We start from the raw sequence: 11,495 nt of genomic DNA, 5'->3' as shown, positions 1-11,495 counted from the left end.
GATCCGTCCCCTCCCGAGAGTTGTCCAGGCTTCGGGCGACTACCCTGGAACGCATGACCGATGCCCCCCGCTCCGGTCTCGCGCTCGAAGAGCTCAGCGCCGAGATCCGCCCCCAGGACGACCTGTTCCGCCACGTCAACGGCAGCTGGCTCGAACGGACCGACATCCCGGAGGACAAGGCGCGGTGGGGCTCGTTCCACCTCATCGCGGAGCAGGCCGAGAAGGACGTGCACGCGATCGTCGAGGAGTCCCAGCAGGCGGCCGCCGGCACCGAGGCCCGCAAGATCGGCGACCTCTACACGAGCTTCATGGACACCGAGCGCATCGAGCAGCAGGGTGCCGCGCCGCTCGCCGACACGCTGGCGCGGGTCGAGGCGGTCGCCGACATCCCCGGGTTCCTCCGCACGATCGGCGAGTTCGAGCGCGAGGGCGTCGCGGCGCTCATCCACCTCTACTTCGAGCCCGACCCGGGCAACCCCGAGCGCTACGTGCCCTTCTTCATCCAGGGCGGCCTGTCGCTGCCCGACGAGAGCTACTACCGCCTCGACAACTTCCAGGAGACGCGCATCGCGTTCCGCGGCCACGTGCAGCGCATCCTCGAGCTCGCGGGCGTGGCTGAGGCCGAGGCATCCGCCGACCGCATCGTCGCGATCGAGACGGAGCTCGCCACGCACCACTGGGACAACGTCTCGAGCCGCGACGCGGTGAAGACGTACAACCTCAAGACGTGGGACGAGGTGCAGGAGCTCGTCGGCGTCGACCTGACGCCGTGGCGCGAGGGCGCCGCGCCCGACCACGCCGCCGCGTTCGCCGAGATCAACGTGTACCAGCCGAGCTTCTTCGAGGGCCTGGGCTCGCTGCTCGTCGAAGACCGCCTCGAGGACTGGAAGGCCTGGCTGCGGTTCGCCGTCGTGCACTCCGCGGCGCCGTTCCTGTCGGAGGAGTTCGTCGCCGAGAACTTCGGCTTCTACGGCACGCAGCTCACCGGCGTCCCCGTCAACCGCGAGCGGTGGAAGCGCGGCGTCAGCCTCGCCGAGGCGGCGATGGGCGAGGCCATCGGCCGCGTCTACGTCGAGCGCCACTTCCCGCCCGCGGCCAAGGAGGCGATGGACGAGCTGGTCGGCAACCTCGTCGAGGCCTACCGCCAGTCGATCGCCGAGCTCGAGTGGATGAGCCCCGAGACCCGCGAACGCGCCCTCGCGAAGCTCGACGCATTCACCCCGAAGATCGGGTACCCGGTGAAGTGGAAGGACTACTCGACCCTCGAGATCGACGCCGACGACCTCGTCGGCAACGTCCGCCGCGCGCACGTCTGGGAGCACGACCGCCAGCTCGCCAAGGTGGGCCAGCCGATCGACCGCGACGAGTGGTTCATGACGCCGCAGACGGTCAACGCGTACTACAACCCGCTCATGAACGAGATCGTGTTCCCGGCGGCGATCCTGCAGTATCCGTTCTTCGACGCCGAGCGCGACGCGGCCGCCAACTACGGCGGCATCGGCGCCGTCATCGGCCACGAGATCGGCCACGGCTTCGACGACCAGGGCAGCCGCTTCGACGGCGACGGGTCGCTGCGCGACTGGTGGACCGACGAGGACCGCGCGGCCTTCGAGGAGCGCACCAAGAGCCTCATCGCGCAGTACGACGCCCTCGTGCCGCAGGGGCTCGCCGACGACAACCACGTCAACGGCGCGCTGACCATCGGCGAGAACATCGGCGACCTCGGTGGTCTCGGCATCGCGATCAAGGCCTACGCCCTGTCGCTCGACGGCACCGGCGCGCCCGAGCTCGACGGCTTCACGGGCATCCAGCGGCTGCTGCTCAGCTGGGGACAGATCTGGCAGCAGAAGGGACGGGATGCTGAGACCATCCGCCTGCTCACGATCGACCCGCACTCGCCCAACGAGTTCCGGTGCAACCAGATCGTGCGCAACATCGACGCGTTCTACGAAGCCTTCGGTGTGACCGAGTCGGACGCGCTCTGGCTCGACGAGGACCAGCGCGTCACCATCTGGTGACGGCCGGGCCGCATGCGGCCCGATCACCCCGCAACAACGTCAAGGGGAGGGAAACTCCGTGGGCATGGAGCCCAGAAAGGATGCCGAGTCGCTGCGGGGGGCGCGACGGAGCACCGGTAGGCGGCTGCCGAAGAGGGCGGCCGCAGGTCGTCGTTCGTTCACGTCGACGCTGAAGGCGCTCGACGATCTCGCCGCATCGGGAGCCAAGATCTCGGTGCGCATCACCGATCTCGACCGCGGCACCTCGGTGCTCTCGGGTGACGACTTCGTGACGCTGCCGGTCGCCGGCCTCGGCGTCGTGCCGCTCCTCATCGAGGTGGCGGCCGCGTTCGAGTCGGGTCGCCTGGAGCCGCTCGAGATCATCGACCGCGCGCACATCGAGCCGGTCGGCGTCGGCGGAGTGTGGCAGCACCTCAAGGCGCCTGCGCTGCCCCTCGTCGACCTCGCGGTGCTCACCGCGTCGACCGGCGACGCGCTCGCCGCCAATGCGCTGCTGCGCCGCGTGGGCCTGCCCGCGGTGCGCGCCCGCATCGAGGACCTCGGCCTGGCGCGCTCGGCGCTGCTCGACCGCTTCCGCGACGAGCGCGGGCCCGATGACGCCCCGCACTTCGCCCTCGGCTCCGCCCGCGAGCTGGCCGAGGTGTTCGCGGCGCTCGTGAACTCGCAGGTCGTCTCGCCGAGCGTGAGCGCCCAGGTGGCGGAGTGGCTGAGCCTCAACCACGACCTGTCGCTCGTCGCCTCCGCGACGGGCCTCGACCCGTTCTCGCACGAGAACGACGAGCACGGCCTGCTCTTCATCAACAAGACCGGCCGGGATGCCGGCATCCGTGTCGAGGCGGGTGTTCTGGCAGGCCCGCGCGCGGGGGTGTCCTACGCCCTCATCGTGTGCTTCGACGACCTGTCGATCTCGCACCGCCTGCGCGCGCACGAGGCCTTCCGCATCCTCGGCACGGACCTCATGGAGTACGTGTTCTGACCGGCAGCCAGCCGCAAGAACCGCGAGACTTCAACGGGTCGCCGAGACTGCATGCGCAGCGTGCTGTCTCGGAGCTCCACTGAAGTCTCGCGGTGGCATGGTGACGGCGGGCGACGGGACGTTTCCCTATGGCCGGAGGCATCGGGTACGGTTGCGAGGGTGTCAACACCGCCGTTCCGCGCCGACATCGTCGGCAGCTTCCTCCGTCCTGCTGAACTCGCCGAGGCCCGCCGCCGGTTCGCCGCGGGAGACATCGACGCCGATGCGCTGCGCGTCGCGGAAGAGACGGCGATCGCCGAGCTCGTCGTGCGCGAGGCCGACGCCGGCCTGAAGCTCGCGACCGACGGCGAGTTCCGCCGGTCCTGGTGGCACTTCGACTTCTTCGGCCTGCTCGACGGCGTCGAGATCGTCGAGCTCGATCACGGCATCCAGTTCCAGGGGGTCCAGACGAAGCCCCGCGGCATCGACGTGACGGGGCGGATCGGCTTCAGCGACACCCACCCCTTCCTCGACCACTTCCGGTCGCTCAAGAGCCTCCTCGAGCGCACGACCGGTGCGGTGCCCAAGTTCAGCATTCCGGCGCCCACCGTCCTCGACTTCCGGATCGAACCCGGCCACCTCGCCGCCTCGGGCTACGCCGGGCACGACGACATGGTCGACGACCTCGTGCAGACCTACCGCGATGCCGTGGCCGCGTTCTACGACGCGGGCTGCCGGTACCTGCAGTTCGACGACACCGCGTGGGCCTATCTCTGCTCGGAGGTGGAGCTCGAGAAGGCGCGGGAGCGCGGCATCCGCACCGAGGGCATCGCCGAGCGGTACGCGACCATGCTCAACCGCATCCTCGACGGCAAGCCGGATGACCTCACCATCACGACGCACGTGTGCCGCGGCAACTTCCGCTCGACGTGGATCTCGTCGGGCGGCTACGAGCCGGTCGCCGAGCAGCTGCTCGGCAATACGGCCTACGACGGCTACTTCCTCGAGTACGACAGCGAGCGCGCCGGCGGCTTCGAGCCCCTGCGGTTCCTCCCGAAGGGCGACAAGACGGTCGTGCTGGGGCTCATCACGTCGAAGAGCGGTGAACTCGAGAACGTGGATGCTGTGAAGCACCGCATCGACGAGGCGGCGGCGTTCGCCCCGCTCGAGCAGCTGGCCCTGAGCCCCCAGTGCGGCTTCGCCTCGACCGAGGAGGGAAACGTCCTCACCGAGGACGAGCAGTGGGCCAAGGTGCGCGAGGTCGTCGACATCGCCGCCGACGTCTGGCGCTGACCCTTTCCCGGCCTGCGGGTCCGGGTTCTGGGGCGCCGTGCGCCTCAGAACCCGGGGTGACAGGTCAGTCCGGGTGAACGTGAGCCGGCCACTCGGGTTCGGGGCGTCCGGCGGACATTCGGGGCGGGCGCGGTGCGCCCCGAATGGGCGCGGTGCGCCCCGAACCCGGGAGGTCCGCTGCGCGCTGCGTCCGGCGCCGGGGTCAGTGGGCCGCAGGGGGGTCGACCACGGGGGTGCCGTGGGTGTGGAAGGTCTCGATCGTCTTCATGCCCCAGGCCTGCCCCTTCTTGCGCTCGGTCTCGGTCCACTCGACGACGGGCTGGTCGGGGTCGAGCAGCAGGCGGGCGCCGGCTTGCGCGAACTCGATGCGGTTGCCGCCGGGCTCCCAGACGTAGAGGAAGAACGTCTGGTTGATGGCGTGCTTGTGGGGGCCCGACTCGATGTGGATGCCGTTCTCGAGGAAGATGTCGGCGGCCTTGAGGATGTCCTCCCGCGTGTCGGGAGCGAAGGCGATGTGGTGCAGCCGGTTGCCGTGCTTGGTCCAGTCGTCGGAGTAGACGACGTCGTACGACTTCAGCGAGAAGTGGAACCACCACGCCGCGAACTTCCCGCTGTCGAGGCGGATCCGCTCGGACTCGCGCATCCCCAGCGCGTCGCGCAGGAACGCGCCGTTCGCCTCGACGTCCTTCGCGAGGTAGTTGATGTGGTCCAGGCGGCGCGCGTTCACGCCCCGGCCCGGGAACCGCGACGCCTGGTTCTTCAGCGCCGGCCGGTCGTCGTCGCCGGCCTCATACCGCTCCGCCTCGTAGAAGATCGACATCGCGTGGCCGTCCGGGTCGGTGAACTCGTACGTCGGCCCGCAGCCGAGGTCGCCGTCCACCCATCCGATGCCCGATCCGGTCGCCTCGATGGCGGCGACGCGACGCTCCAGCGCCTGCGGCGACGACGCCCGGAACGACGTGCGACCGACGCCGGCGGCATCCGATGCCGTCAGCTTGATCGTGTAGAGCTGGTACTCGTCCCACGTGCGCAGGTAGACCGAGTCGCCGTCTTCGCCGACGACGCGCATCGCGAGCAGCTCCTCGAAGAACCAGCGGCTCTCGGCGGGGGTCGGCGTGAGCAGCTCGACGTGGGCGAGGTGGGCGACGTCGAACGACGTGTCGGCGGTCATCGGGGTGTCCTCTCTGACGGGATTCTTCGGCGCAGCGGACGCTTGGACGGGCTCAGCGACCGGTCTCGGGCTCAGCGAGCGGTTGTCGGCGGTCGACGGGGCGGCCCGGGGAAGACCGTGCCGTCGAAGAGCTTGCGCGCGGTGCGCAGCGAGAAGGAGGTCGCGCGCCACGTGCCGTCCGGGTCACGCGTGACGCGCACGCGCGACGGGAAGGCGCCGCTCGGGTGCTCGATGGCGGTGTCCTCGTCGTCCAGCGCGCCGGCCATGTCGTGGCCCACGGCGCCGGGGATCCGGAGGGCGGCGGCGACGGATGCCGCCATCAGCACGCCGATCGCCGTGTGCACGCGCGCCGGGATGAAGGCGCGGGTCGAGATCGCGCCGCCCGCGCGCGGTGGCGAGAGAAGGATCATCTTCGGCACCGTCTGCGCCGACACATCGCCGAGACCCATGAGCGCGCCGGCCTCGAGCCGGAGCTGCTCGATGCGCGCGGCGACATCGGCGTCTGCCTCGAGCGCTTCGGGCGACTCCGAGCCGTCGACACCGAGGTCGGCCGCGCGCAGGAGCACGACCGGCATGCCGTTGTCGATCAGCGTCGCGGCGACGCCGTCGAGCTCGTCGGCGACGTTGCCGGTCGGGAGCAGCGCCTTGTCCGGGCCGCCGCCTACCTCGAGTTCGATGGCGGAAGCCGAACCGGGGACGCCGTCGATGGCGGTGTCGCCCTCGTAGTCGGGACGGCCGTCGGCCGTGGCGAAGACGGCGGTCGCGGTGTCCCCGGTGTTGAGGAGCCGGATGCGCACGGTCGTGCGCCCACCCGTCGCCGGCACGAGGCCCCGCTCCACCGCGAAGGGTCCGATGCCGGCGAGCAGGTTGCCGCAGGTCTGCGCGTCGGCCACCGTCGCCGTGTCGACGCCGACCTGAAGGAACAGGTAGTCGACGTCGATGTCCGCGGCGGCCGACGGTGAGACGATCGCGACCTTGCTCGTGAGCGGGTGCGCGCCGCCGATGCCGTCGATCTGGCGGGGATCGGGCGAGCCCATGATCCGCAGCAGCAGGTCGTCGCGCTCCGCCGGGTCCGCCGGCACGTCGGCCGCCAGGAAGTACGCGCCCTTCGATGTGCCGCCCCGCACGAGCATGCAGCGGATGCCGTCGCGCACGGGATCAGGCGCGGTCATGGTCGCGCGCCTCGTAGTCGGCCTGCGTGACGTACTCGATGCCCAGCTCCGCGAGAAGCGGCCGCAGTCCCTTGCGGTCAAGGCTCAGCTCGCCCCCGCGGTACGCGGAGCGGTCGGCTTCCTCCTTCGCGATGCGCGCGTCGGCGGCGGCGAGCGCATCGCGCGCCTCCCGCCGGGGGACGCACAGCACCCCGTCGTCGTCCGCGACGATCACGTCACCCGGGCGCACGGTCACACCCGCGACCACGACCGGCACGTTCACCGAGCCGGGCGTCGCCTTGACGGTGCCCTGCGCGAACACGGCCGCGGACCACACCGGGAACCCCATCTCCCGCAGCTCCGCGACATCCCTCACCCCGGTGGTGGTGACGAGCCCCCGCACGCCGCGCGCCTGCAGGGCCGTGGCGAACAGCTCGCCGAACGCGCCGTCGAGCGACGGCGATGTCGTCGTGACCACGAGCACGTCGCCCTCGCGGCACTGCTCGACGGCCGCGTGGATCATGAGGTTGTCGCCGGGATGGCTCAGCACCGTGACGGCGGTTCCGGCGGTGCGCACGTCGTCCTGGATGGGACGGATGCCGGGACCCACCAGTCCCGTTCGGCCCATCGCCTCGTGCACCGTCGCGACGCCGTGGACTCCGAGCGCGCGGGCGGTCGCAGCATCCGTCCGCGCGATGTCGGTGACGATGACGGGCTTGTTCACGCATGCACCCCGCTCACGAGAGCACCGCGGTGACCTGCGGGAAGTGCCGCATGTAGGCCTCGCCCATGGTCTCGTGGTGCAGGCCGAGGTTCGGGCCCGCGTTGCGCTTGAGCTGCACGCCGCGGCGGACCGCGAGGTCGGTGTAGTACGACCACATGTGCTTCTGGGCGGGGAGGCACTCCATCGCGGCGCGCTTGCGCCCGAACGCCTCGGTGACGTCGAGGAGCACGTCGGGGGTGAAGTCGCACTGCTCGGGCTGGTGCGGCTCGAAGAAGAACACCGGCGGGGCGCCGATGATGTCGTCCTTGCCGGGGTAGCTGCCGTCGGAGTTCGCGACGCCGATCGCCTGAGCGAGCACGCGGGCCTCGAGCGCCATGCGCGCGGCAGCGGGGTGGTCTCCGTTGTAGGGGTCGCGCAGGGTGTGGGTGAGCACGACGGTGGGCTGCACCCGCCGGTACAGGTCGACGAGGCGTGACACCGCTTCGCGCGACTCGACGAGCGGGTAGTCCCCGAGGTCGAGGAACTCGATCTCGGCACCGAGAGCGGATGCTGCAGCCTCTGCCTCATCGCGCCGGATGCGCTTGATCTCCTCCAGCGACCTGCCGTCGAGCCACTGGCTGGCAGACTCGCCGCGCTCGCCGTACGACAGGCACGCGACCACCGCGCGTTCGCCCCGGAGCGCGGCGGCGGCGATGGCGCCACCAGCCCGCCACACGAAGTCGCCGGCGTGGGCGCTGACGACGAGGAGCGTGTCGACGGCGGTGTCTGTCATGGGGCCAGCGAACCATACCCGTGGCGAAATGGTCAACAAATTGTCTACAATCGTGGCGACCAAATACCTCTGGACGTAGGTATAGCCGCCACGTAGCATCGCGGTCAGGTCACCCGGCAGCACCCACTGGACGAGGAAGTCGAGACAGGCATGGCGAGCAATCTGCAGGAACTCATGGACGAGCGGGGGAGCGTCGTCGAGATGCTCCGCAACTCGCAGCTGGGCACGTACATCTACCCGGTGGTGCCTGCGGAGTTCACGAACTGGCGGCGCGAGCAGAAGGCCTGGCGCGAGACGGCGGTGCTCTACGACCAGACGCACCACATGGTCAACTTCTTCATCACCGGGCCGGACGCACTGAAGCTGCTCTCGGACACCGGCATCAACTCGTTCGCGAACTTCCCGGTGAACACGGCGAAGCAGTTCGTGCCGATCTCGTCGACGGGCGGGGTCATCGGCGACGGCATCCTGTTCCATCTCTCGGCGGACGAGTACGTCTACGTCGGCCGCGCGCCCGGCGCGAACTGGCTGCAGTTCCACGCCGAGACGGGCGGCTACGACGTCGAGACCCGGTACGACGACCGCTCGCCCTCGCGCCCGTACGGCGAGGCGGTGACGCGCGAGTTCTACCGCTTCCAGATCCAGGGCCCGAACGCGTGGCCGATCATCGAGAAGCTCGCCGGCCACGAGGTCGAGCAGGTGCGGTTCTTCCACATGGGCGAGCTCGAGATCGCGGGGCAGCAGGTGCGCACGCTCCGCCACGGCATGGCCGGTGCGCCGGGCCTCGAGATCTGGGGCCCGTACTCCGAGCACGGCCGCATCCGCGATGCCGTGCTCGAGGCCGGCCGCGAGTTCGGGCTGGAGCCGTGCGGCTCGCGCGCGTACTCGTCGAACACCCTCGAGTCGGGCTGGATCCCCTCGCCGCTGCCGGCGGTCTACACCGGCGGCGACCTCGAGCGCCGCTACCGCGAGTGGCTGCCGGCGAACAGCTACGAGGCGATCAACGCGCTCGCGGGGTCGTTCGTGTCGGACGACATCGAGGACTACTACCTCAACCCGTGGGATCTCGGCTACGGCTCGTTCGTGAAGTTCGACCACGACTTCATCGGCCGCGAGGCCCTGGAGCAGGTCGACCCCGAGACGCAGCGCAAGAAGGTCACCCTCGCGTGGAACGACGAGGACCTCGCCAAGCTCCTGACGAGCGTGATCGACCGCGAGGGCCCCGGGTACCAGTTCTTCGACCTGCCGAACGCGAACTACGGCTCGTCGAACTACGACGCCGTGCTCGACGCCGACGGCGACACCGTGGGCCTCTCGCTGTTCACCGGCGTCACCGCGAACGAGAAGCGCGGCCTGTCGCTCGCGACCGTCGACCGCGACGTGCCGATCGGCGCAGAGGTGCGCGTGGTGTGGGGCGAGCCCGACGGCGGCTCGCGCAAGACCACCGTCGAGCCGCACGAGCAGCTGGCGGTGCGCGCGGTGGTGAGCCCTGTGCCGTACGCGGTCACGGCTCGCCAGGAGTATCACGGCGGCTGGCGCACCGCCGCGGCGGCGGTGTAGCCCGGGTCGCATTCGCCACGGAGGTGGCGCTCGTGGTCGTCTCGTCACGGCGATGACGGCGTGTCGCGCCACCTCCGCGAGGGGCCGTCAGGCGAAGGTGGCGATTCTCGTCGCGTCGGCGCTGCGGTGACGGCGTCGCATGCCACCTTCGCGAGCGGAGTCAGTCGTGGTCGCGCTCCGCGACGAGCCGCTCGAACCAGGCGAGCGTCGCGCGGGTCATGTCGGCGGGCTGGCCCGAGGCCTCGAGCGCGGCGAGCGCGGCGCGCACCTCGTGCTCGCGGCGCACCGCGTGCGTCGTCGAGCCGTCGACGAGGCGGGCGATCAGCGCGGCGCCCTCGGGGCCGAGCTCCTGCGCCATCTGCGCGCGGAGCCAGTCTTCGGCGCCCACGGCGCGCGACGCGCCGAGCCCCTCCAGCACGAGCGCGGCGAGGCCCTTCATGAACACGCTCCGCAGCAGCCGCAGGCGCGCAGCCTCGCCGGCGTCGCCGTCGACCACGTCGACCGGCACCTCGAACGGACCGACCCGTGCGGCGAACTCGCGGGCTCCTGGTCCGCTCGCGAGCAGCGGTGTGCGGTGCCCCGCGCGCACCACCGGCGCCAGCACCGCGACGTCGGCCATCGCGAGCCCGCGGTCGGCGGCGAGCCGCGCGATGCGCTGCTTGAGCTCGGGCGCGGCGGTGTTGAGGTCGGCGTACACGGCACCCTCGGCGACGTGCGGCAGGGCATCGCGGGCGACGGATGCTGCGGCATGGCCGGTCACGAGACTCAGCGCCACATCCGCCCCGGCGAGGGCGTCGGCGAGGGTCGCGAACTGCGGCACGTCGGGGTCGCCGAGATCGTGCGCGGGGTCGAACCCGCGCACGTCCGCGCCGGCCTGCGCGAGCCCGAGCGCGTAGCGGCGGCCGGCTTCGCCGAGCCCCAGGACCGCGATCGTCGTCATGGCGCCAATTTAGGGCACCGGCGCGGGGCCGAGGGCGGGAAGGGCACCCATGTCATGCGGGTCGGCGTCGAGGCTCTCGAGGTACTCGAGCGAGCGTCGTGACCCGCTCACGAGCGAGCGGATGCCGTGGGTGCGCTCGTCGACGTCGGGCCGGTACGCGACCGCGAGGTCGCGTGCGATGCCGGCGGCGGCCCGGCGCAGCAGCTCGGCGTAAGCATGTGTGGAGCCGCCGTCGTTGGGCACCACGACACCGATCGCGGCGTACACCGTTCCACCGGGCCCGGTCACGGGCACCGCGATCCCGCGCGACTCGGGGTGGATGTGGCCCTCCGTGACGGCGTAGCCCTCCTCCCGTACCCGGCGCAGCTCCGCGCGCAGCTCGGCTCCGGTGCGGATGGTCCGCTCCGTGTAGGTCCGAAGGCCCCCGGCGATCACGTCGGCGACCAGTGCCGCGTCGGCGTACGCCAGCAGCACCAGCCCGCTCGACGACGCATGCAGCGGGATGCGGCCCCCGATCAGCGTGGCGTTGACGACGGCGTCGCGCGTCGACATCCGATCGATGAAGAGCACGTCCCGCCCGCTCAGCACGCCCAACTGCGCGTGCTGCCGCACCCGCTCGTGCACCGCGCCCAGCCACGGCCGGGCGATCTCGCGCAGCCCGACCGCGCCGGGCGTGCGGCTCGCGAACTCCCACAGGCGCACTCCGAGACGGTACGTGCGGTCCGGCAGGCGCTCGAGCAGGCCCTCGTGCTCGAGTTCGGCGATGAGGCGGTGCGCGCTCGACGGCGGGATGCCCGACGCGTCGGCGATCTCCGTGAGGGTGAGGAACGGATGCCACGCATCGAAGCTCTCGAGCACGCGCAGGTGCCGGTGCAGCACCGACTCTCCAGCCGATCCTCGTGCCACGGCAT

10 protein-coding genes are annotated in these 11,495 nt (G+C 71.0%); 4 read left to right on the top strand and 6 right to left on the bottom strand.

Going from position 1 to position 11,495, the window contains the following annotated elements:
- The first annotated feature begins 53 nt into the window (after positions 1 to 53).
- The 3 genes from ACFQ7C_RS18645 (at position 54) to ACFQ7C_RS18635 (ending at position 4,266) form a co-directional block, all read left to right on the top strand.
- Positions 54 to 2,018 carry a M13 family metallopeptidase gene (locus tag ACFQ7C_RS18645; RefSeq protein WP_378904833.1) on the top strand — a complete coding sequence of 655 codons (1,965 nt, stop codon included), beginning with the start codon at positions 54 to 56 and terminating at the stop codon, positions 2,016 to 2,018.
- Positions 2,019 to 2,082: 64 nt separating this feature from the next.
- On the top strand, positions 2,083 to 2,994 hold the full coding sequence (locus ACFQ7C_RS18640; protein WP_378904830.1) for a serine hydrolase: 912 nt from the start codon (positions 2,083 to 2,085) through the stop codon (positions 2,992 to 2,994).
- A 159-nt stretch (positions 2,995 to 3,153) separates the two neighbouring features.
- Positions 3,154 to 4,266 carry a 5-methyltetrahydropteroyltriglutamate--homocysteine S-methyltransferase gene (locus ACFQ7C_RS18635; protein ID WP_378904827.1) on the top strand — a complete coding sequence of 371 codons (1,113 nt, stop codon included), beginning with the start codon at positions 3,154 to 3,156 and terminating at the stop codon, positions 4,264 to 4,266.
- Positions 4,267 to 4,468: 202 nt separating this feature from the next.
- On the opposite strand, the gene ACFQ7C_RS18630 is transcribed toward ACFQ7C_RS18635, so the two are convergent.
- The 4 genes from ACFQ7C_RS18630 to ACFQ7C_RS18615 form a co-directional block, all read right to left on the bottom strand.
- The gene (locus ACFQ7C_RS18630; protein ID WP_378904824.1) at positions 4,469 to 5,437 is read right to left on the bottom strand and encodes a VOC family protein; all 969 of its coding nucleotides are present in this window, start codon (positions 5,435 to 5,437) and stop codon (positions 4,469 to 4,471) included.
- Positions 5,438 to 5,508: 71 nt separating this feature from the next.
- Entirely contained in the window at positions 5,509 to 6,609 is a 1,101-nt protein-coding gene (locus tag ACFQ7C_RS18625; RefSeq protein ID WP_378904821.1) for a 4-oxalomesaconate tautomerase, read from the bottom strand.
- Positions 6,596 to 7,312, bottom strand: coding sequence for a 4-carboxy-4-hydroxy-2-oxoadipate aldolase/oxaloacetate decarboxylase (locus ACFQ7C_RS18620; RefSeq protein WP_378904818.1), 717 nt, complete (start codon positions 7,310 to 7,312; stop codon positions 6,596 to 6,598). Before ACFQ7C_RS18620 ends, ACFQ7C_RS18625 begins: the two co-directional genes overlap by 14 nt.
- Before the next feature lie 13 nt (positions 7,313 to 7,325).
- The gene (locus ACFQ7C_RS18615; RefSeq protein WP_378904815.1) at positions 7,326 to 8,084 is read right to left on the bottom strand and encodes a PIG-L deacetylase family protein; all 759 of its coding nucleotides are present in this window, start codon (positions 8,082 to 8,084) and stop codon (positions 7,326 to 7,328) included.
- A gap of 150 nt (positions 8,085 to 8,234) precedes the next feature.
- Between ACFQ7C_RS18615 and ACFQ7C_RS18610 the strand changes: the two genes are divergently transcribed.
- A complete protein-coding gene (locus tag ACFQ7C_RS18610) occupies positions 8,235 to 9,644 on the top strand; it encodes an aminomethyl transferase family protein (protein WP_378904812.1) in 1,410 nt (469 codons plus the stop codon).
- Positions 9,645 to 9,804: 160 nt separating this feature from the next.
- Here ACFQ7C_RS18610 and ACFQ7C_RS18605 read toward each other — a convergent pair whose 3' ends face one another.
- Both ACFQ7C_RS18605 and ACFQ7C_RS18600 read right to left on the bottom strand, forming a co-directional pair.
- A complete protein-coding gene (locus ACFQ7C_RS18605) occupies positions 9,805 to 10,584 on the bottom strand; it encodes a DUF1932 domain-containing protein (RefSeq protein WP_378904809.1) in 780 nt (259 codons plus the stop codon).
- Between the two features lie 9 nt (positions 10,585 to 10,593).
- Complete coding sequence (locus ACFQ7C_RS18600; RefSeq protein WP_378904806.1) at positions 10,594 to 11,490, bottom strand: IclR family transcriptional regulator; 897 nt, start codon at positions 11,488 to 11,490, stop codon at positions 10,594 to 10,596.
- Between the last annotated feature and the right edge of the window lie 5 nt (positions 11,491 to 11,495).

It is taken from the genome of Microbacterium sp. NPDC056569, assembly GCF_042793475.1.
Taxonomy (GTDB): domain Bacteria; phylum Actinomycetota; class Actinomycetes; order Actinomycetales; family Microbacteriaceae; genus Microbacterium.
The sequence above is the reverse complement of the archived record's forward strand: the minus strand, read 5'-3'. Positions and strand labels throughout refer to the sequence as shown.

Bases quoted from the DNA above. Each gene is read 5' to 3' on its own strand.
- ACFQ7C_RS18645 (WP_378904833.1), top strand. From the start codon at position 54: ATGACCGATGCCCCCCGCTCCGGTCTCGCGCTCGAAGAGCTCAGCGCC.
- ACFQ7C_RS18640 (WP_378904830.1), top strand. From the start codon at position 2,083: ATGGAGCCCAGAAAGGATGCCGAGTCGCTGCGGGGGGCGCGACGGAGC.
- ACFQ7C_RS18630 (WP_378904824.1), bottom strand. From the start codon at position 5,437: ATGACCGCCGACACGTCGTTCGACGTCGCCCACCTCGCCCACGTCGAG.
- ACFQ7C_RS18625 (WP_378904821.1), bottom strand. From the start codon at position 6,609: ATGACCGCGCCTGATCCCGTGCGCGACGGCATCCGCTGCATGCTCGTG.
- ACFQ7C_RS18615 (WP_378904815.1), bottom strand. From the start codon at position 8,084: ATGACAGACACCGCCGTCGACACGCTCCTCGTCGTCAGCGCCCACGCC.
- ACFQ7C_RS18610 (WP_378904812.1), top strand. From the start codon at position 8,235: ATGGCGAGCAATCTGCAGGAACTCATGGACGAGCGGGGGAGCGTCGTC.
- ACFQ7C_RS18605 (WP_378904809.1), bottom strand. From the start codon at position 10,584: ATGACGACGATCGCGGTCCTGGGGCTCGGCGAAGCCGGCCGCCGCTAC.